The 20705-nt window shown below is 67.7% G+C and carries 17 protein-coding genes and 1 riboswitch; of the genes, 10 read left to right on the top strand and 7 right to left on the bottom strand.

Going from position 1 to position 20705, the window contains the following annotated elements; translation table 11 throughout:
• Positions 1–238: 238 nt before the first annotated feature.
• Both AB0J93_RS21875 and AB0J93_RS21870 read left to right on the top strand, forming a co-directional pair.
• Positions 239–3358 carry an NACHT domain-containing protein gene (locus AB0J93_RS21875; RefSeq protein WP_363924153.1) on the top strand — a complete coding sequence of 1040 codons (3120 nt, stop codon included), beginning with the start codon at positions 239–241 and terminating at the stop codon, positions 3356–3358.
• Between the two features lie 618 nt (positions 3359–3976).
• On the top strand, positions 3977–4486 hold the full coding sequence (locus AB0J93_RS21870) for a hypothetical protein (RefSeq protein WP_363924152.1): 510 nt from the start codon (positions 3977–3979) through the stop codon (positions 4484–4486).
• Between the two features lie 686 nt (positions 4487–5172).
• Here the strand turns inward: AB0J93_RS21870 and AB0J93_RS21865 are convergent.
• Positions 5173–5967, bottom strand: a complete 795-nt coding sequence (locus tag AB0J93_RS21865) for an endonuclease/exonuclease/phosphatase family protein (protein ID WP_363924189.1) — start codon at positions 5965–5967, stop codon at positions 5173–5175.
• A gap of 365 nt (positions 5968–6332) precedes the next feature.
• Here AB0J93_RS21865 and AB0J93_RS21860 point away from each other — a divergent pair, with 365 nt between their 5' ends.
• From AB0J93_RS21860 to AB0J93_RS21850, 3 genes are all read left to right on the top strand, one after another.
• Positions 6333–6563, top strand: a complete 231-nt coding sequence (locus tag AB0J93_RS21860; RefSeq protein ID WP_363924188.1) for a phosphotransferase — start codon at positions 6333–6335, stop codon at positions 6561–6563.
• Between the two features lie 511 nt (positions 6564–7074).
• Entirely contained in the window at positions 7075–8313 is a 1239-nt protein-coding gene (locus AB0J93_RS21855) for an IS110 family transposase (protein WP_363924151.1), read from the top strand.
• 143 nt (positions 8314–8456) lie between these two features.
• Positions 8457–8996 (top strand): DinB family protein, encoded by a 540-nt coding sequence (locus tag AB0J93_RS21850; protein WP_363924150.1) that lies wholly within the window; start codon positions 8457–8459, stop codon positions 8994–8996.
• A 587-nt stretch (positions 8997–9583) separates the two neighbouring features.
• Here AB0J93_RS21850 and AB0J93_RS21845 read toward each other — a convergent pair.
• Together AB0J93_RS21845 and AB0J93_RS21840 are read right to left on the bottom strand one after the other, a co-directional pair.
• A complete protein-coding gene (locus tag AB0J93_RS21845) occupies positions 9584–9769 on the bottom strand; it encodes a hypothetical protein (protein ID WP_158240193.1) in 186 nt (61 codons plus the stop codon).
• A 143-nt stretch (positions 9770–9912) separates the two neighbouring features.
• On the bottom strand, positions 9913–10596 hold the full coding sequence (locus AB0J93_RS21840; protein WP_363924187.1) for a GNAT family protein: 684 nt from the start codon (positions 10594–10596) through the stop codon (positions 9913–9915).
• Positions 10555–10671, bottom strand: a riboswitch (SAM riboswitch). It overlaps the preceding gene by 42 nt.
• Before the next feature lie 211 nt (positions 10672–10882).
• Here AB0J93_RS21840 and AB0J93_RS21835 point away from each other — a divergent pair.
• Entirely contained in the window at positions 10883–11278 is a 396-nt protein-coding gene (locus AB0J93_RS21835; RefSeq protein ID WP_363924149.1) for a VOC family protein, read from the top strand.
• A gap of 32 nt (positions 11279–11310) precedes the next feature.
• On the opposite strand, the gene AB0J93_RS21830 is transcribed toward AB0J93_RS21835, so the two are convergent.
• The gene (locus tag AB0J93_RS21830; RefSeq protein WP_363924148.1) at positions 11311–11838 is read right to left on the bottom strand and encodes a hypothetical protein; all 528 of its coding nucleotides are present in this window, start codon (positions 11836–11838) and stop codon (positions 11311–11313) included.
• A gap of 243 nt (positions 11839–12081) precedes the next feature.
• Here AB0J93_RS21830 and AB0J93_RS21825 point away from each other — a divergent pair, with 243 nt between their 5' ends.
• The 3 genes from AB0J93_RS21825 to AB0J93_RS21815 all read left to right on the top strand — a co-directional run bounded on the left by AB0J93_RS21825 (position 12082) and on the right by AB0J93_RS21815 (position 14713).
• Positions 12082–12552, top strand: a complete 471-nt coding sequence (locus tag AB0J93_RS21825) for a hypothetical protein (RefSeq protein ID WP_363924147.1) — start codon at positions 12082–12084, stop codon at positions 12550–12552.
• A gap of 90 nt (positions 12553–12642) precedes the next feature.
• Entirely contained in the window at positions 12643–13110 is a 468-nt protein-coding gene (locus AB0J93_RS21820) for a hypothetical protein (RefSeq protein WP_363924146.1), read from the top strand.
• A 481-nt stretch (positions 13111–13591) separates the two neighbouring features.
• A complete protein-coding gene (locus tag AB0J93_RS21815; protein WP_282237760.1) occupies positions 13592–14713 on the top strand; it encodes a 5-methyltetrahydropteroyltriglutamate--homocysteine S-methyltransferase in 1122 nt (373 codons plus the stop codon).
• Between the two features lie 336 nt (positions 14714–15049).
• Here the strand turns inward: AB0J93_RS21815 and AB0J93_RS21810 are convergent, their stop codons facing one another.
• Complete coding sequence (locus AB0J93_RS21810) at positions 15050–15478, bottom strand: integrase (protein WP_363924145.1); 429 nt, start codon at positions 15476–15478, stop codon at positions 15050–15052.
• Positions 15479–15764: 286 nt separating this feature from the next.
• On the opposite strand from AB0J93_RS21810, the gene AB0J93_RS21805 reads away from it, so the two are divergent.
• A complete protein-coding gene (locus AB0J93_RS21805) occupies positions 15765–16445 on the top strand; it encodes a hypothetical protein (protein WP_363924144.1) in 681 nt (226 codons plus the stop codon).
• A 111-nt stretch (positions 16446–16556) separates the two neighbouring features.
• On the opposite strand, the gene AB0J93_RS21800 is transcribed toward AB0J93_RS21805, so the two are convergent.
• Together AB0J93_RS21800 and AB0J93_RS21795 are read right to left on the bottom strand one after the other, a co-directional pair.
• On the bottom strand, positions 16557–17723 hold the full coding sequence (locus tag AB0J93_RS21800; protein ID WP_363924143.1) for an IS110 family transposase: 1167 nt from the start codon (positions 17721–17723) through the stop codon (positions 16557–16559).
• Between the two features lie 598 nt (positions 17724–18321).
• Positions 18322–20705 (bottom strand): CHAT domain-containing protein (locus AB0J93_RS21795; RefSeq protein WP_363924142.1); only part of this gene is annotated, 2384 nt, incomplete at its 5' end.

Below are 20705 nucleotides of genomic sequence, written 5' to 3'. Positions count from 1 at the left end.
GGACGAGCACTAGCGTGTGCCTGAGGAGGCTCGGAGTCTCCGGCCGGTACCAGCCATGTGGATCATGGGGGTGTCCATGCGCGGGCCGAAACGTGGTCCGGTCTGGGTGGCCCGCCTGTGGGTTCGTCAGCGTCGGCGTAGGTGGCGTACGCGGCGGGAACGGCGGGTTGAGCGGAACCGGCGCCGCCGCACGGAGGAGCGGCCAGACCACCGGTTGGATTGGCGGCACCATCGTGGGTTGCGGTGGGCGATCGTCGCCACCGCCGGAGCGCTCGTGGTGTGGACCGTCTTCTCTCTGGTCCTGACGGTCCTCAACCGCGAGCCCGGTTTCCTGCGGATGTCGAAGTGGTGTGCGGGGGACCAGCCGAGGTCGTACTACTGCGGGCAGGTGGAGGGCTTCGTCAAGGGGCCGCTCATCCTGGCGCTGGGCCTCGCGGTGTTCCTGTTCTGGCGGTACGTCCCGGTCCGTCGCTGGTACGACGGCAACGCCCTGCGCAATCTCCGGATGGTGCTTCCCACCGCCGAACGCGACAGCAGAGCGCATTATGTCGTGGGCCGAGACGAGCTGTGCGAGCTGATGGTCCAGAGGCTCCGCGACGAGCAGCGCCGGCGGCCGCTGCTGCTGGTGGGCGGCATCGGCACAGGCAAGACCGCGACCCTGGTACGCCTCGCGGAGATGCTGATGGCCAGTGACGTCGTGCCGGTCGGGATCGACCTGCGCACCGTCACGGACCCTGCGAAGCTGAACTTCCACCAGCTCGCCCTCGAACAGTTCCAGAAAACGATCGACAGTCAGCTGCACGCCGCCGGCGAGGCCGACAAGGTGTGGCGACGGCTGTGGCTGGAGAACCGCATCGTGGTGCTGGCCGACGGCTTGGAGGAGGTGCTCGCCGAGTCCGGCCAGCCGGCAGACCGGGACAGCGTGCTGCGCGAGGCGGTGCGCGGCGCGGTCCGCGAGCGGCTCCCCCTGGTCATCGCCTCACGACCGGACGATCCGCTACGCGGGTTGGATGCGCTGCTGCTGCAACTGGAGCCGCTGTCCATCGGCGCCGCCCTGGAGTACGTGCAGGCCCGGAGCCACCGCTCGGACACCGGCCAACAGTGGGACCGGATCACCGAGCTGGTCAAGGCCGCCGACGTGGCCGACTCACCGTTCTACCTGCGGGTCATCAGCCAACTCCACGGGGTGGACCGCCTGGACCGGGTCGGGCCGACGGACCGGGGCAGGGCTTTCCTGCGCTGGTGGCTGCTGGAGGAGTGGTGGGCGGCCGTCGTCGCCGGGGATCTGTACGAGGACTACGGCATGCCGCAGGCAGAACGGGCGGACGCCATGGAGGTTCTCTCCGCGCTGGCCTGCGTCGGGTTGCGCGACAACCGGCTGTCGGTGCGTACCACCGATCTCACCAGCGCCGACGGCCGGAAGGATGGTGGCCGGCGGTGGATCCTGGACGAACTCGGGGCCCGGCTGCACAAGCTCGGTGCCGACAACCCGCAGGATCTCGGGCTCGCCGAGACGACCGGCGAGGAGCTGAACATCGTCGTGAAGCGGCAGGACGGGGTGCGTTTCCAGAGCGGGGTGCTCCAGGCGTACCTCGGTTCGCGCTACCTGACAGCGGCCCTGCGCGACGAGGGCTTCCTGGAGCATGCCTTCACCGAGAACCACGGGCCGGGACGGGAACTGCTCGCCGCTCTCACCCTGCACGCCTGCAGTGCGGGCGCGTTCGAGCGGCTCGACGGGCGACGGGCACCACTGGCGGCGTACCGCGCCCTGCCGAGGCTCCGCAAGGTCCTCCGGTTACCGGTGGGGCCGTCGGAGAGCGCCCGCGACGCCAGGGCCACCCGCGACCGGTCCATCGCCCTGGTGCACCGGTTGTGTGCCGAGGCGATCGGGACACGCAACCGCACCCGGGCCCTGGAGCTGTTCGCGGCGGCGCTGGAGGTGGACGCCGCCACCGGGCACACGGCGCACGGGAAGCTGGCGGACGCGATCCTCGGCAGCTGGCCGAACTACCAGGGAGACGGCTCGGTCACCGACCGTCCGCTCGAGGACGCCAAGGTCGCCCTGGTGCACCGGTACGGCGATGCCGCGCGGCAACTGAGGGACCAGCCTCCCGAGCCCGTCGGGTTCCGGGGACAGCCGCCCACGCCACAGTACCGGCAGCTGTTCCAGACGATGGCGCACGAGACGTCGTACCTGCCTCGGCTGACGGCGGCCCGGCAGATCGCCAGCGGCGGCAACGCCGCGATCCGGGCGCTGCACGACCTGCTCGACCGGCCGCCGCAGGCGGCCGACACCCAGGGCCGGGAGCGTCTGGAGGAACTGCGCACCTGGTTGGCGCCGCTGCTGTTTCTCTTCTCCGATGCCACGCACACCCCGGGCGAACCGGACTGGCAGCGCGTGGCGGCGGACACCTTGCGCCGCTGGGTCGACCGCCTGGCCACCGACTTCCGCGAGGGGGCGCGCGTCTACGAGATCACTCTCGCGCAGGGGTTCCGGATGGCGGCCAACTGCCGCACCTACCCGGCGCATCGCAGCGTGCTGATCGAGGAGGCCGAGAAGGCGCTGCGTCATTCCCGGTTCTGGTACTCCCACCTGGTGCTCATCCAGGCGCTCACCCTGCTCACGCTCCCCCGTGATCCGAGCGAGTCACTGCGCGAGCGTGGTCATGGTTCCGACCCGCGCGGCTTGGTGGACCATTGGACCTCCATCGCCGGGGGCGGGCTCCGCGCCCCGCACCCAGGCAGCGGTACGAGGCACCCGCTCGTTGTCGAGGTCGCGGATCTGTGCGTCGACGCGCTCATCGACCGTCACCCGGAGCGGCACTGCTGGTTGGACGAGCGGGAGATCGTGGGTCGGATCGGGTCGGTCAGCCCGCAGCCGGGCGTCCGCCGCCTTCAAGCCTCCTGGTTGTCGCCCTGGCACGGCTGGGCCGTCCTGGAACCGCGGGCACAACGGCTACTGGCCGACGTGATGCTGCTGCTCAACCTGGCCGACCGGGGCCGGGACAACGATCAGCGGGCCCGACGGCTCAGCCGCGCCAGCCGGGCCGAGTTGCCCCCGTGTCTCACGGTCGACCGCACCGCCCTGCGGGTGAACCTGAGCCGCCGCCAGGCGCACGACGTGCAACCGGGCGCCACGTGCATCGATGATTGCCCGTTCCGGCTGTGCCCACTACCGCCGAAGGGGGACGACCTGCCGTACCAGATGGACGAGGCCTTCTGCGCCCACCAGATCGACCTCGTCGGGCGGTCCCTCCGCTCGCCCGGACGGGCGGACTGGCAGGCGGTCAACCGCCAGGATCTGCGAACGTTCTGGCGGGAGATGTCGGAGCGGATGGCCCCTGCCTGGCGCAAGTAGTCGAACCCGGGGCCAACCTTTATGGCTCTGCCCAGACGAGTTGCTCAATGAGCAGCCGAACCGCAAATCCCCCACATGATCAACGCGGTGTTCGTAGACGTCCCCGGCGGAGACATCTACCGCCGCGCAGGGCTGCGGGTCGCCACCACGGCAGAGCTGAATCAGCCGCTCCACGAGCGGCACCTACATCTTCTGACCGAAGAAGAACGCCGGGATGTCGCCTACCACCAGCCGAACAGGCTCGGCGACCTGCTGTTCACTGGTTCGACTGAACCGCCCTCCGCGCGCACCGTGCGGCAGATGCGGATGTCGAGACAAATCGGATTGGCAGGCCAGCGCGGTTGTTGCCTGGCGCGCCTTCTTGGCCGGCACCGCCGTGGTGACGCACTGACCCGCGATGGGTCAGTGGACGATGCTCGCGGCCATCACGGGCCGGTCCCTCAACGCGCGCCCGGCCGCCCGCTGCCTGGGTGCCGAGCGAGTTGGTTGAACCCGACCCAAAGGGGTCATGCTGTTGACGATTGTCGATGTTACCGTAGACAATTTGTCGTCGTTGTTCTACCCCGCGCATGGTGGTTTCCACCGCCCCTGTAGCGAACTCGGTGAAGGGAGTAGGCGATGAGCAGGCTGAGGCTGGCTGCGGTGGTCGCCCTCGCGGTCGTCAGCTGCGTTCTGGCGACGTCCGCCGCGGCGCACGCGAACGCGGTGTTCCCGTTCAGAGCTGACTCTGGTGACAACTGTCGTTATGGTTCCACTCAGGGCAGCTTGATCTGGCGGTACAGCACCACAACCCCGATCCGGCCGATCGCGCTCGACGTCCGCGGCACGCTGGTCGACCATCCACTGCCCGACGAGTGGGGCTTCTTGTGTCGCGACGACGGCTACTACTCGGTGGCGACGTTCGTCGCGTACCTGAGCAACGGCATGACCTCACGAGCAGAAGCCCGGGCTGACGCCGCGCTCGTCAGCTTGGACTTCACCCTCGGATCCAGTACGGCGACGGCCAGTATCAGCCGGGCGACCGTGCAGGTGTGCCGATCGCCGCTGTTCGGCACCGGACCCACTTATTGTGGCCCGCCACAGCACTACGCACCCGTGGTCTACGACCCGCCGCCACCTATCCCGTAGACCGCGACGGACGAGTAGTCGGTGAGGACGACCCATCTCGTCGGTCTGGTTCGGGTGGAAAAGTCCGAGGATCAGCTCAGGTCGAGTGGCACAACGAGGTCTTCATCGGCGATGACCTGCGGGTTCGGCAGTGTAGGGCTGGACACATGGCCGCGCCGGGCGCCTCAGCTTCACTGGGGAGTCAGGCATCCCTGATCCGCCGCTCTCCAAGGCGCTGCGTGGCACCGCGTGCGACTCGCTGCTGGGCGTCATCGTCGGCCTGGTGATTTGCCTGACGGCTGTCAGCTCCGGGTGGGCAGAGCACGCGGGCATAGCCGGCCTGGCCGCTACTGGGATACCACAAGCCCGCCGGGGATACCGGCTACGAGGGCGCTCATTTTTCTGGTCACGACTGCAGCCTGCCTGGTAGTCGGCATCGTTCTCGGAGGCGGACTGCGGGCGCCGTGGGACTTGTTCTTCCCGCTGGCCTTCGCCCTGTCCGTCGGCAGCCTCGCGGGGACGACTGCCGCCTACTTGCCGTGGCGGATTCGTGAACAGAGAGGATAGGAGCAGCAGCCTCGAACCCCGAGCCCGGACATCCACTGTCGCCATGGCCGCGCTCGACCCCGCGGCAGATCCGGGTCCGCGCGCCCGGGTCGCGGCTAGAAGAGAACCTTGAACGGTCGGTGCCGATGACGGCTGTGACCTTATGGCTGCAGGTCGGCGACCACCGCGAAGTGGTCGGACGGGTACCGCCCGTTGATCGGGTGGTCGCCAGCTAGGAACACCCGCGGCACTGTGATCGTGCTGTCGACGCGGCCGGGGCGGGCCAGGATGTGGTCGATGCGGCGGTCGGTTTGCTTGCTCGCCTCCAGTGGTGCATCCGGGACGGCGGAGCTGAGCGTGACGGCGTTTGGGTCGCCGCCGCCCGCTGTCCAGGTGTCGACCATTACGTCGAGCAACGGAGCGAGTTCGGGCTGGTCTACTGCGGCGTTGAGGTCTGCGAGGAGCAGTACCGGTAGCTGACCGTCGAGCCGAGGATCGGTGGCGAGCGCGGCGAGGGCTCGGCTCTGCGCGAGTTGGTCGGCGGCGTAGGCGGGCTCCCACTCGATGCAGGAGACGATCACGTGCAGCGGCCCGTGCGGGTGTTCCACAGTGGCCAGCAATGCCGTCGGAGGTGGGCCGGGCCGTTGGCCGTGCGGCAGGTCGTGGACGTCGGTTGCAAGGACCGGCCATCTGCTGATCAGGCCGATTCCCATGTCGATCCCAGCCTGTGTCGGATCTTCCGGCGGGTTCGGTAGCGGTGGAAGCGACGTCGGCGCGAACAGGGCGGCCGCCGCGCCGAGCCGGTCGGCCAGTCGCTGCGCCTGTATGGTGCCGTCGCCGGCCCAGGTCTCGACCAGCCCAACGACGTCAGGGCGGACTTGCTCAAGCGTTGCCGTGATGCCCGACTCTCGCTCCTGCCACGCACCGCCGAACCGCCACCAGAGGTTCCACATCATGACCCGCACAACGTTGACAATAAAGGCGGAGGCGATTGAGGTGTGTCTGGGTATGAGGGACGAGACGGGCACCATCAGGACGGCTATAACTCGCCCATCAGGGGCTGACTATCGCTGCTCCCGGTTACCGAACGTAGTCGGAGCTGGTATTACCGAGCGGCGATTGGCACCGACCCTCAAGCGGTCCCACCCGCGGACTACGCCAGAGCGCTCGAACGTCTGCACACCGGAATGCGCCGGATCGACCTGCCCACCCCACACGTCACGGACCGGGTTTGCGAGGCCCAAACGCTCGTGGCTGACTCCGAGCGCACCCCGAGGCTGGGCGAGGAGGAGCGGACTTTTCTCGCTGGCACGTTGGACGGCTGCGCCGAGCGGTCAGCGACAGCAGCCGGCCCGAACAACTCCTGCACGGCGAACCTCACCCGGGCAACCTGCCCTCGACCCCGACCGGCCTGCTCTTCATCGACTTCGAGACATGCTGCCGGGGGCCGATCGAGTTCGACCTGGCCCACGCACCCGACGAGGTCGCAGATTTCTACCCGGGCACCGATCACCACCTGCTCCGAGACTGCCGGCCCTCATGCTCACGATGATCACGACATGGCGCTGGGATCGCGACGACCAATTCCCCGACGGCCACCGCCTAGGCATCCAGTGGCTGAGCGAACTCCGGACGGCGACGGCTCGCTAAACTTGAACCCCCGCGCACGGCGCATGCGCCGGAAAACGGCGCAGAAGCATGGTCGCCATGCGTAGCAGGAAGGGCTGGGCTGCACCGGCTCGAGGGCCGCAGCAGCCCGTCGCCTGTCCCTCCATGGCGGACTCCCCCATCACGACGTGCGTTGCCTTCCGGATCTCATGGGTTCTGTCGGGTCGGTTCTTGGAGCAGACTCGGCGTCGGTAGCGGCTGGCGGGTCAGCACTCTCCGGATCTGACCCGTGCGAGGTCTTGCGGCAGACCGTGCGTCCGCTGGTCGTGAGGAGATGCATCACTGCTGGGATGACGTGCCCCTGTACGTGTGGGTGAGCACTGGACCATGAGATCGTCGGCTGTCTCCTCCGCGCTGCTGCTTGATCTTGGTGGAACCGTGGGAGCGAGGTAGTGATGCTGTTCGTGGGTGATGACTGGGCCGAGGACCACCACGACATCGAGATCGTGAACGAACAGGGCCGTCGGTTGGCGCGCCGGCGTCTGTCGGAAGGTTTGGATGGCGTCACGCGCCTGCACGCTCTGATCGCCGGCGTGATGCCGAAGGAGTGGGCCGAGCTGCCCGCCTCCGATGCTGCCGCTCGGGTCAAGATCGGGATCGAGACCGAACGCGGTGCATGGGTCGCCTCGCTGGTGGCCGCCGGTTATGAGGTCTTCGCGATCAACCCGATGTCGACGGCACGGTACCGGGAGCGGCACTCCACGTCGAAGGCGAAAAGCGACGTTGGCGATGCACACGTGTTGGCGGAGATCGTGCGCCTCGACCGCGATCACCACCGCCCGATCGCCGGGGACTCCGACGACGGCGAGGCGATGAAGTTGGTCGCTCGCAGCCACCAAAGCATGATCTGGGACCGGACTCGGCACGTGCTACGTCTACGGAGCGCGCTACGGGAGTACTTCCCGGCGGCGTTGACCGCCTTCGACGACCTCGACGCGCCTGACGCGCTCGCCGTCCTGGCCGCGGCACCCGATCCCGACCGGGCCGCGCGACTGTCCACGGCCAGGATCGGCACGGCACTGCGTAAGGCAAACCGTCGTGACGTCGCGGTCAAGGCGCTGCAAGTCCAGACCGTCCTACGGGCGCCTGCGCTACGGCAGCCTCCTGCCGTGCAGCAGGCGTTCGCGGCCATCGTCGCCGGTGAGGTCAGGCTGATCGCAGCGCTCAACGCGGAGATCGACGCCCTGGGCGAGGTGGTGGCAGAGCATTTTGGTCGGCACCCGGACGCTGAGCTCTACACCAGCCTGCCCGGCCTCGGTGTGGTCCTCGGTGCTCGGGTGCTGGCCGAGTTCGGCGACGACCCCAAGCGTTACGCCGACGCCAAGGCGCGCAAGAACTACGCCGGCACCTCACCGATCACCCGAGCCTCTGACACGAAGAGAACCGTGCTGGCGCGGCATGTCCACAACGACCGCCTCAGCGACGCCGTGCACCAATGGGCCCTCTGCGCTCTGCGTGGCTCACCCGGTGCCCGCGCCTACTACGACGCGATGAGAGCTCGAAAGATCGGCCACCACGCCGCACTGCGCCAGCTCGGCAACCGCCTCGTCGGCATCCTCCACGGATGCCTCAAGACCCGCTCAATCTACGACGAACACAAGGCCTGGGCTCACCACAGCACAGCAGCCGCTTGACATTTTGAATCCTGGGATGTCTGCCGCCAGCCGCGCGGTCGTGCCGATGAGCGAGTGGAGATCGAATTCCTCCTGGCGGCCGTCGAAGTTGAGGCGCCGCAACCAGCTTGACTGGTGCGGTCCGCCCGCGATTGGGTGGCGCCGTGAGCAAATTGTGGACTGCCCCCGAGGACGACCCCAGGACCTTCGGCCAGCCCGTCGGCGAGAAGGCAACCTATCGGGAGTACCTCGACAACTACCGTCTGACCATAGAAATGAAGTGCGACGGGCTGCACGCCGAGCAGCTCGGCCGACGCTCGGTACCGCCCAGCACCCTGAGCTTGCTCGGCCTGGTCCGCCATCTGGCTCAGCTGGAGAACCACTGGTTCCAGCATGTGCTGCAAGGGCGGACCGACGCACCGTGCCTTTGCAAGCACGAGGACGACGCAGATTGGGACTTCGGGGGCGCGGTCCCCGACCCAGCGGTGGTGAAGGACGCCTTTGCAACCTGGAAGGCCGAGATCGCCAAGGCGGACGAATGGCTCGACGCCATCGAGGAGGCCGACCTGGGCCGCGAGGTGCTGGTCGACGGTGGCAACCACGCCACGCGTGACGTGCTTGTCCACGTAATCGAGGAGTATGCGCGGCACGCCGGCCACGCCGACCTCCTGCGCGAGTGCATCGACGGGCGAACCGGCCTGTGACCCACCGAGGCGGTGGGTCGGCATAAGGACCGCCGCCAGCGCGGTACCAACACCGTGGCACCGGAATGCTGGCGGCAGATCGAGCACCGCGCCAAGCCGACGCAGCGCTCGTAGAGTCTGTGCGAGGGCGCGTAAGAGCGGTACCTGTAGGAGTAGATTCGCCGGTACACGCGGCACCGTCCCATCACGGACCCCGTGAATCGAGCTGACTGTCGATTATGTCTACCTGGCAGATCAATGCCCCATGACTTCGATCTTCTCGGGCCGACAGCACCCGAGACCATCCGAGTTGTATACCTCTGCATCGTCGTCTGCGAGACAGGCAGCCGCACTTCGACAGCGACTTGCCTACCGTCGCCCTCCCGGTCTGCTCTTTCGCACAGGGTCAGTCTCTCGCACGCGAGTGCCAGACGCGCCGCGAACCGGGTGCGTGACGGCGACAGCAGTCCGTCACTGACCGCACGTTGTCGGGCAACCTGGCGGAGCACGCTCATACCGATGGGACTGCGCCAGCCTCCACCCCTGCCGCACCGACAACTGGGCTGCTGTACTGGCTGCTTTACTGCCGGGAAGGTCAGCGGTCGAGGCTATCGTGCCTGGCGTTTCGGGGCACGGATGGCGGCCTCCAACCGCAGGCCGGTCCCGACGAGTACGAGCAGCCAGGCCAGCGTAAATGGACGGTCGGTGGTTGTGCCGAGAGTCAACAGGGCGATGAGCAGTCCGACGACGATTGCGGCGGTACCGACGTTCCGGAGGGTGATGGTGGTCAACACGCGGCTGAGTTTGCCAGGGCACGTGGCCGTGCAGTCATCCGGACGCACTGATCCGCCACCGACCGGCTATCACGTGACGTGACAGACGCGCGATCTTGCCGATGGGCGCCTACCCGTCTCCCATCAGAGCTCTGGTTGTCGGATCAGCGATTCGTGACCCGTCCGACCTGCGCCTGTAGTGCGGTCCGGCAAGCCGGCCATTCCGAATTGATGATCGAGTACATGGCGGAGTCTCGCAGCAGGCCCGCCTCACCCGGTGCCCAAGACCGCGACCAGCACCGTAGTACACCTTCGAGCCGGGCCCCCGTACGCTCGATCGCTTTGCGGGAGACCGTGTTGCGAGCATCGGTCTTGAGGTCGACGCGGGCCACTTTCCACACCTCGAACGCGTTCGCGAAGAGCAGGAGCTTCGCCTCCGTGTTCACCCCAGTGCGCTGCGCCGACGCTGCCAGCCAGGTGAAGCCCACCTCCACCGCGTAGGGCGCATCGCGGTCGGGCAAGAACCGCGGATCCCAGTAGGCCGTTACGCCGACGGCGCGTCCACTGACCTTTGCCACCTGAGCGTACGGCATCAGCCTCCCCTGAGCCGCCCGGCTCAACTGTGCGTCGATGTAATCGTTGACTCCGGCGGCGGTGGGCACCCACGTGAAGCGGTACGAAGTTCGGTCCTCTTCGGCCGCTGCAGCCAGGTCGGCGGCGTGCCGGTGATCCAATGGCTCCAGCCGAACGAGGTCGCCGTCGAGAACATGGGCGGTACGCGTCATGGGGAATGGCATGGTCTCTCCGTCCGCGGCTTGCCCGATGCGACGCGCAGCGAGCCAGGTCATCACCCGGGGCACCCCACCCACGAGACGGAGGGTTGCCGGCCAGCAAGCCGGGGCTTCGCGCTGGCGCTCATGACCTGGAACGACCCTAACAAGCGGCACGACCGCACCGCGACCCCGAAACAAACGCCCGACGCCACCGCCTTCGCCGTCGCCGGCCGATACGACTTGGTCGGCCGACGGATCGCCCAGATCGAATCTGCGCCGCAGTGCCGCCCACAATTCGATGCACGCTCATGCCGCTGTCGGCGCGCGGGCGGCGAGCACGACGGACCCTTCGTACGCTGCCGTGGTGCAGATCGACTTGGTTGCCCTGATCGTTGACGAGTACGACCCCGCGATCGCGTTCTTCACTGACGTACTCGGCTTCGATCTCGTCGAGGATTCCCCATCGCTGACCACTGACGGGCGGCCCAAGCGGTGGGTCGTCGTCCGGCCGCCGGGTGCCCAGACCGGGATTCTCCTCGCACGCGCCGACGGAGAACACCAACGTGCCGCAACCGGTAACCAAGTAGCTGGCCGAGTCGGGTTCTTCCTCCGAGTCGACGACTTCGACGCCGCTTACCGACGGACGGCGGAGGCCGGTATCACCTTCGTCCGGGAGCCACGGGCCGAGCCCTATGGCCGGGTCGCGGTCTTCCTCGACATCGCCGGCAACCGGTGGGACCTCCTCGGATCCGCATGACGTCGCCGCAGTTGCCAGTCGAGGCGCCCAGCTCAGACGTCCTGATTTGCCGCCGTCCGGACGTCACAGCCCGTGACGGAGGAACGGCGGCGGCAGGCGCGGTCGTGGCCGACGTCAGCGCGTTCGATCATGCCGAGGACTTCGCGCCCTGATCTATTGGGGAATGCATGGTCGTCGAGGACCGTCTCGCGCGTCTTCTCATAAGAGAGGACGACAACCTTGTCGCCGGGTTGGTGACGTGCTGCATCTCGGTCGGCGTTGGCCCAAGCGACCTGCGCGAGAGCGCGTCGTCGACCGGGTCCGGCGCCAGCGATGATGTCAGCGTGTCCCCGAATCAGAAACCCTCCACGGAGAAGCTGGCCCCGGTCCGCCCACACGGCGGGGCTGGACGTTTCCGATCCCGCGCCGTTGACGTTGACGACCGCGCGGTTGCTGCGCTGCTTGCCTATCACGCGCTTATCGAGATCCGCTCGTCGGCCGGGAAAGCACGCCGGCAGCCGGAAACTGCCGTCACCGACGAGGTTCTCGAACGCATCCGGTTCTTGGCGGACCTGACGCACAACCTGCCCTTAGTCGCCCGCCCGCAAGGCAGATGGCGACCTTCTCGCCCGGGGCTTATAAGCCGGCGAGACCGGGCGATGCAGACCCGGCCGATGAGCTGGACCTGGAACACCACCGGAGAACAAGGGCGGAAGTGGATGCTGCGCCACATCGCCCAAGCCGGATACCAGTGGACACCGCCTCCCCCGCTCCCGACGCCCCGCAAGGATGCTGCTGCCTGGAACCTTCGACAAGGATTACGTGTGCTGGCCGGCTGGCCCGTCCGTACCCCACCCGGTCGGCAGCCCCTTCCCCGGCAGGCCCGGATACTCAAGGCCCTCAACCGCGACCAGATGTACGCCCTGTACGAGGAGGCGGGCAGGCGACGGCTCGGGATGGGATCCGCAAGCCCCGAGTTTCGGGCACACCTGGACCCGAATACCCCGCACTACCTCTTCCCCGACCCGGCCAACTACTACTGGCCCGACAAGGACCACCCCTGGTGGGAATGCCGCGTGCTCCTACGCATGGCCGACGGCGAGCAAATCACCGGCACACTGGCTGTGCTCCCGGAAACGTTCACGGCACTGCCATCGACCGTGCCCGTAATACGGCAACGCCGACTCGCGGTGACTGCTCGGATGCTTGAGCGGGACTACTACCTCTGGTCGAGGGACCACACAGAGGACTGCTCGCCGCAACGGTGCGGCTATCCCGCCGAGCCAACCGCGTAGTACCTCCGTCCGTCAGCGGCGAGTCGCCACATTCGCGCGGACGATGGCCCGGACGTTGATGAGGGCATCAGGCAAGGCATCCTGACTGCCGTGAGTGATGGATACATACGTCTCATCCCGACGGACGTGACCTGGCAGCCCACCCTCGAGGCCGCCGCCGCGGCCGTGGCCTACGTCGCTCGACTGTTCTCCGGTCCTGACGACGACGTCGAACAAGTCGAACACGAGTTCTACGACAAAGTCACTCTGATCGACGCCGGCGAGAACACCACGAGGATCACGTGCTCGTGCTGCCTCGCGGAGATCGATATGGAGTGGTTCTACGATCTGATCGAGGAGAACGGCGAGAGCTTCGACAACCTGGATACGACGGTGCCGTGCTGCGCTGCGGTCACCTCCCTGGTCGCGCTTCGCTACGACTGGCCGGTCGGCTTCGCCCGATTCGAGGTGTGCGCCATGAACCCGACCCGCGCGAAGTACGAGCTCGATGCCCGGGAACTCGCCGACGTGGCCACCCTTCTCGGCCACCCTGTCACGCAGATCCTTGCCCACTACTGATCGGGCGGCTGCGTAGTCCTTCCAGACTTGATCGAGTGCACTGTCATGCCGCAGATCGGGCGTTGCGGTACGTGACCGAGGACAGCAGAGCCTGGCGCGCGGTCGTGCCGAAGAGCGTGCATCCGATTCAAGAATGCCTGATCGGCCGCAGCTACTCACCGTCAGCGAACTCTGTCCGGCACCGCCTGACGCCACCGACCGATCACGACGGGATGTGCACCGGAGGGCCATTGTGAATTTCTTCGATCGGATTCCACGGCCGGCCGCCGAGCCCGAGCCGGAGCAGCCGCCCCGGCCCGCCTGGATGAAGCCGGCGGATCTGCTCGGCGCGGCGGTACCCCGGCATGTCGACCCGGTGCCTGTGGCTTGCCGCTGCCTTGCTAGCCGGAGACATCGCCCTCTGCGGCCCGCGAGCGCCATCGCCTGATCCGCTTGCAAGCGGTAGCGTATCGAGCGGGGTAATTCCACGGAAGGATCAACGATGACGCTGCGCGACACCCCGCCGTTTCGTGCCGACCACGTCGGCAGCCTGCTCCGCCCAGCCCTTCTACTCAAAGCGCGCGAGCAGATGGCCACCGGCGAGATCAGCGCCGACGAGCTGCGCGCCATCGAGGACGAGGCCATCCGCGACGTGATCCGCATGCAGCGCGACGTGGGTATGCGCTCAGCCACCGACGGCGAGTTCCGGCGCACCTCATGGCACATGGACTTTATCTACCGTTTAGGGGGGATTCGTCCCACCGATGAGAAGATCCAGGTGCACTTCCGTAACGATCAGGGCGAGCTCGATTTCGAGTCGGCGGCGCTGGCGATCGACGCCCCGGTCCGGCTCACCGAGACGATCTTCGGCGACGACTTCACCTTCCTGGCGAACGAGGTGGATGACGACGTCACCGCCAAGCTGACCATCCCGTCGCCCAGCATGGTCCACTACCGGGGCGGCCGCGCGGCCATCGACCCGAAGGTCTACCCCGACGAGGAGCAGTTCTGGGCCGACCTCAGTGCCGCCTACGCCGAACAGGTCCGCCGCGTCGCCGACCTGGGCTGCCGCTACCTGCAACTCGACGACACCAGCCTCGCCTACCTGAACGACCCCGCTCAGCGGCAGCTGCTCAACGAACGCGGCGACGACGCCGAACACCAGCACCTGCGCTACATCCGCCAGATCAACGCCGCGATCGCCGACCGCCCCGCCGGCCTGGCCGTCACCACCCACATGTGCCGCGGCAACTTCCGCTCCTCATGGGCCGCCGAAGGCGGCTACGACTTCGTCGCCGAAGCCCTGTTCAGCGAGCTGGCCGTCGACGGCTTCTTCCTGGAGTACGACGACGAACGCTCAGGCGGTTTCGCCCCGCTGCGTTTCGTCCCGCCCGGCAAAATGGTCGTCCTCGGCCTGGTCACCACGAAGAAGGGCGCCCTCGAATCCAAGGACACCCTCAAGCGCCGCATCGACGAGGCCGCCAAATACGTCCCGCTCGACCGAATCTGCCTCTCCCCGCAGTGCGGCTTCTCCTCAACGGTCGAAGGCAACGTGCTCACCTACGACGAAGAGGTCGCCAAACTCCGGCTGATCGCCGAAACCGCAGAGGAAATCTGGGGCTGACCGCTCAGAGGGCGGTTGGAGATCTCTGGTGTTGGTCTATGCGTTGTGTCCGGTTGGGGATCGTTGCGCCTCGCACCAGAAAGGTCCCGAGCGATCCAGGTCGGCGCAGTCCAGGACCACCGCCAGGATGACGTCGCTGCGTCCACCAAACCGAGCCCGGCCCGTCAGTCATTGCTGCAGGCTATGCGACAACCATGGGCTCCGGACGGGGCGCCTCGCAGGAGGTACTGCGCTTGCCCAATAGGCCACCGGGTCTGGCACCGCCGACCGGGCATCACAGTACGTGACCGAGGAGGGCAGAGCCGGGCGCGTGGTCGTGCCAATGAGCGGTAGCTGTCAGGCTCGTTGCCGGGCCTCGTAGGTGCGGATCACTCGGGCAGTAGGGTCCGCGCCGCCCTCGGGTGTACGGAACCGATCGGTCAGCAGAAAGCCGGGCAAGGAGAACTGGGCCGCATGCTCGCGCTCGGACAGCAGGAACCATCCGCCCTGTACCTCTGGCTGCCACCCGATCTTCAGGGCATAACTGATGATTGCCCGCATGTCGGCTGATGTGGGATAGGCGCCGTCAGTCGCACATGCTCCCCATGGTGCTGGCCAAGCGACTGACAGCAAATCCGCCTGGAGCGCCTGGCTGGTCTTTCCGGCGCCCCAGGCTCGAACACGGATGCACCGGTGGCAATCGCCGCTGCCCTGCACGTGATTAATCTCCGCGCGCCACACAAAGGTCTGCGCGGCGACTCGCAAGTGCCGCAGGCGAATTCTCACGCGAGTCACCCCCCCCGACCGGTGGATCTTCCCCGATTCGCCAGCAAAGCGTCAACATATTCGCCGGTAGCACCAGTCGCAGTCGGTGTGCACTCTCAGTAGCCGCGATCTGCGGTCTATCTGTGGGGACTGAGCCTGCGTCAGACGGCGCCGGTGCTGATGAGGCTGTCATCGATGCTTTGCTGAACGGCTGCCGGCGAAGGCAACGTCCGCCTGCCACCGTCGCCCAGCCCGCACGCTGCGGGAGGGGACGGGGGCGGGTGCGGACGACTGGGATCATGGGCCGATGATGCATTCGTTCCATCTCGCACTGCTTCCGCCGGTCTTGACCTTGCGCACACTGCGTCGCAGCCCTCAGGCTGCTGGGCTGCGGCACGCCGAATGCCTCGCGCTCATGCGACTCGACTCCCCGGCGTTGTCGGTGGAACGGATGCAGCTGCGACGCCTTGCGATGTTCGCCGAATGGGACGACGAATCGGCGTTGGAACGGTTCCTCGCAGACGACGATCTAGGGCGGCAGCTCGACGGCGGATGGCATGTGCGATTGCAGTACCTGCGCCGTTACGGCGAGGTGGCCGCCCTCGCCGGCCTGCCGGTGCAGGCGGGCCGGTGGGATCCGCAGGAGCCAGTTGTGGCCGTCACCCTCGCCCGGCTAAAGGTTCTCGAACTACCCAGGTTCCTGAAGTGGGGGCGGCCCGTCGAACGCTTGGTCGCCGGCCACCCCGGCACCAACTTCGCCACCGCAGCGGTACGCCCGCCCCACACGTTCTCCACCTTCACGATCTGGCGCAGCGTCCGCGAGATGACCGACCTGGTGTACGGCCGCAGCGCCGTCCCACAGGCCCACGCACATACCGTCGCCATGACTGAACAGCATCGCCGGGACTTCCACCACGAATCCGCGTTCATGCGGTTCCACCCTTTGTCCGAACACGGAACCTGGGACGGGCGCACCCTTCTCCCCTGAGCGACTCCAGAACCACGCTTGATCAGATGCACGCACATGCCGCGAGCCGGGCGCTACGCAGCGTCCCGCCGAGCCAGCCCGGGTTCCGTACGGACGTGGCTCCCCTCTGTGTCAAGACACCGCCGGGAGGAGAGTTCTATCCTGGGTCTCGGCGGGTCCGGGAAGTGACTTCTCCGAAGAGCCGGCTGGGGGATGAGAGTCGGTCACGCTGGAGCCAGTCGTCGTTCCCCGTTGTCCTCCCGGGCTCGCCGCCGTGGCCACGGCGTCGTTGGTCATGCTGCGGTAGACGATGTCGGACAGGCGTCGTTTCAGCGCACGCATGGCCTCCATCGAGGTCTTGCCGCCGGCTTTCTTCCGGTCGAAGTAGGCGCGTCCTTCGGTGGGGTTACGCAGTTGGACGGTGGCCATGATGTGCAACACCCGGTTGATCTGCCGGTTGCCGGCTCGGGAGAGCCGGTGTCGCATCTGCTCGCCGGAGGACGCGTCGATGGGGGCGGTGCCGTTCCAGGAGGCGAAGTGGGCCCGGTTCGGGAACCGGGTGATGTCGGCGACCTCGACCAGCAGCCGGGCGGCGCCGGAGGGCCCGATGCCGTGCAGGTCCATCAGCGTGGTGCCGGTGGAGGCCACCAGTTCCTTGAGTTCCTTGTCGGCTTCCTTGGAGCGTCGGTAGACCCGTTCGAGGTCGGCGATCAGCTCCGCGGCGACCCGCCGTCGGGCCTTGCCGACCGCGTCACGGGGCCGGACAGTGGCCAGCAGTGCCTTGGCTTGGGCTGCGGACAGGCTCTTCTTCGCTCCACCGGGGATCAGTTCCAGCAGCAGTTGGTGCAGCTGGGAGACCATCCGGGTGTGGTCCTCGCCGAGGGAGCGGCGTCGGTCGACCAGAATTCGCAGCAGGGCCAACTGCTCATCGTTGACCAGCGGGCGCAGCCCGGCCATGCGGGTGCCGACCAGCGCGATGGAGTGGGCGTCGGTGGCGTCGGTCTTGCGGCCCTGGCCGGTGGCGAACACCCGCGCCCGGGCGGACAGCTTCGGCGGCACGTCGACGACCTGTTCGCCGTCGGCCAGCAACCGGTTGGCGATGTGCCGGCCGATACCCTGGCAGCCCTCGATCGCCCAGACCCGGTTCGGCCACTGCTTGGCGTACTTCCTCATCGCCGTGTAGCCGTCGCGGTCGGTGTCGAACCGGCCGCCGCCGGCAATCGTCTCGTCGCGGGCCATGACCTCGATCGTTGCCGAGCGCTTGTGCGGGTCCATCCCGATGACCACACGATCCGACACGACAGTCAACGCGTCCTCCGATGCTCGATCCACCTGGGTTGTCGAGCCGGGAGGGCAACGCTACTTCGAGCCGAGCAAACCCCTCTTGAGCCTCTCCCCGCCCTGGAGCGGTGCCCGGGCTACGCAGGCCAAATGAGAGCCACACGACCAGCGTGGGCAGCCGAAAAGTGAGCGACAGCCCGGGCACCTCGACCGAAGCCTGGCCGGGCAACAGTCGCAGGTCAATGAAACAAGTAGCCGATGACAGTGCACCCGACCGATCAAGGCGCGTTGGGCCAGAGTGCCGGTCGTCCGGTAGGCATTAGGCCGCTGGAGGCTAGCTAATGAGGTGATCTCAACAAGGCTCGGAGCGCCGATCGGCGCGACACGGGCGCTGCGTCCAAAGCGGACCATGCTGGGAAGGGCACCCGATAGACAGGTTCTTGTGAAAGAAAACGATCTATCTGGAGGACCCCACGTGATTGCCTATCGTGCCATGCTCGATGTCCCCGGGGAACTCGTGCGGCACGTGGCGCGGCTACTCGCGTCGAGCGTCGAGCGGTGGATGTTCGGCCATCGCCCGGCCCACGATCGGGCCACCTCCGGGGCGTGGGCTTCGCTACGGGCCCGCATGGATGAACGGTGCCCAGATGCTGGGGCTGTGGGGGGCGTCGTCGCGTAGTGTGCGGACGGCGCGGTGCAGGGCCCAGGCGGCGTGGGCGGGATCGAGGTGGCCGTCTCGGACCAGGTGGGCGTAGACCTCACGGCTGATGGTGGCCGCGGATTCGTCCCAGACGCGCCATAGCGTGCCGATCACGTGTCGCCATCCGGCGTGCTGCATGGCGGCGGCGACGGTGATCGCTTCGTCGAGGGTGGTGACCCCACCCGTCGCGGTCTTGCAGGCGGACAGGAACGCGAATTCGCCTCCGAGGTGGCGGGCGGCGGTCAGGTCGGTGACGCTGATCGGGCCGGCGGTGTCCCAGTCGTACGGCAATAGGCCGCCCTCGGTGGGGCCGGCCATGTTCTGCGTGCCGTGGCAGGAGGCGTGCAACCAGCGGTGCCGGCTGATTTCGGCGAGAACCGTGTCGTGGGTGGCGTGGGGGCCCGTCAGGAGAGTTCGATGGGTTGCGGGGAAGCTCGCGCAGAGCAGGTCCTGTTCGATGCTGGCGCCCCGGAGCGGCTCGCGTCGGGGGGTTTCGGGGATGGCGATGACCAGGATCTCGCGCGGTTGCGTGGACTCGGGTCGTACGCGTGCCTCGTGCAGTGCCCGCAGGGTCGGAGTGTAGGAGGATATGACCCGGTCGTGGACGGTGTTCGTGGTGTGGTGGTAGCCGGCGGCGTGCAGGGGGAGCACGGTGAGGGCTCCGGTGGGGCACCACCACAGTCGGGGCCATCGGTCGCGGGGGATGGTGGCGTGGCCGAGGGCGTCGAGGATGGGGCGGGTGATGTAGTCCCACAGCCATTCCAAAGTGGCAGTGATCGCCATTTCGAGGATGAACCGGTCCGTGTAGTCCCGACGGCCGGTTTCGAAGGTGTGCAGGGCGTCGAGGTATCGGTTGGCCTCGGTGACGACCTGCTTCTCGGTCACGTCGGGCAGTTCGACCAGTTCGACGCCTCCGTGGGTGAGGACGAGGGCGTCGCAGCGCCATCGACTCAAATTGACGATCACCGTCGGGTCCTGGCCGGGCTCGGGCAGCAGGGTGTGGACGGGTGGCGGCCTGAGGAACCGATCCGGGTGGGGAAGGTGTTCGGTCGGGGGCAGCGCGCGGACGAGGTCGAGAAGTTCCTCGAAGCGCCGTGCGGCTCGTAGCCGCGTTTCGCCGGACGGTGCCGAATGGTGGTCGCCGGTCGGGACGGGACGCGTGAGGACAGCACGGCAGCGGTGGAGTTGCTCGGCGAGGTCGGGGTCGGCCCGCTGAAGTGCGGTCAGGTCGGTGCGGGTGTCGAGCAGCTGGGACCAGAACATGCCTCGGCCGTGTTCGAGCAACTCGACGGCGAGGTCGAGTCGACCGGCGTCGACGGCGCAGGCGGCGCCGTCGCGAGCCAGGGAGGCGGCGTGGGTCTCCAGGAGGTGCTGCCGGTCGGGATGATCGATGCCGCGCCAGGCCATCAGCGGTAGCAGGTCGATGCCGGCGGCGTACGCCTCGGTCGCGGCGGCGGGGCCTCGCGCCCGCGCGACGGCCCGCCCCCAGCGGCTCGCGGCCGCCACCCGCATCGAGGCCGGCGCGGCAGTCGACGCGCAGGCCTGTGCCCACGCCTGTACGGCGCCGTCCAGGTCTGTGGCGTCGGCGCTTCGGGTGAACCGGGTGTGCAGCGCCGCGCCGAGGTTCGACAGGGTTCGTGCCCGGTTCGGATGGCCGGCGGGGGTGGCCTGGACCGCTTCCCACCCGACTTCCACCGCTTCCTCCAGGTCGGTGCTCACTCCGGTGTGTTCATACCGGGTCTCCAGCGACAGGCTGAGGTTGGACAGCCGCGGTGCTCGGTCAGGGTGGTCTCGGGGAGTGGCGTCGACGGCTTGCCGCGCGATGTCGATCGATTCGTCCAGGTCCGCGTCGGCCTCGACCTGAACGAATCGGTCGAACAGGGCCACGGCGAGGTTCGTCAGGTAGATTGCCCGGTTCGGGTGGTCGGTGGGGGCGGCTTCGACCGCTTGTCGTCCGATCCGCACGGCCTCGTCGAGGTCGGCAGCGCTGCCGGTGCGGTCGTAACGGGACCGTAACGCGTGGCCGAGGTTGGACAGGCAAAGAGGACGGGAGGGATGGCCGGCCGGGCTGGCGTCGGCGGCCTGCCGCAGGACGGTCACCGCCTCGTCCAGGTCCCTACCGGTTCCGAAGTGCTGGAATCTGACCTGTAGCGCGTTGCCGAGGTTGGACAGGCACCCGATGCGGTAGGCGTGGTCGGCGGGGGTGGCGTCGAGGGCCTGCCGTAGCACGGTCACCGCCTCGTCGAGGTCCGCGTCGGCGCCCGTGCGGCCGAACCGGGCGTGCAGCGTCATGCCGAGGT

Origin of the sequence: Micromonospora sp. NPDC049374 (assembly GCF_040677165.1) — a bacterium.
Lineage (GTDB): Bacteria > Actinomycetota > Actinomycetes > Mycobacteriales > Micromonosporaceae > Micromonospora.
Note: the sequence above shows the minus strand (reverse complement) of the source record. Positions and strands in the feature narration are given on the sequence as shown.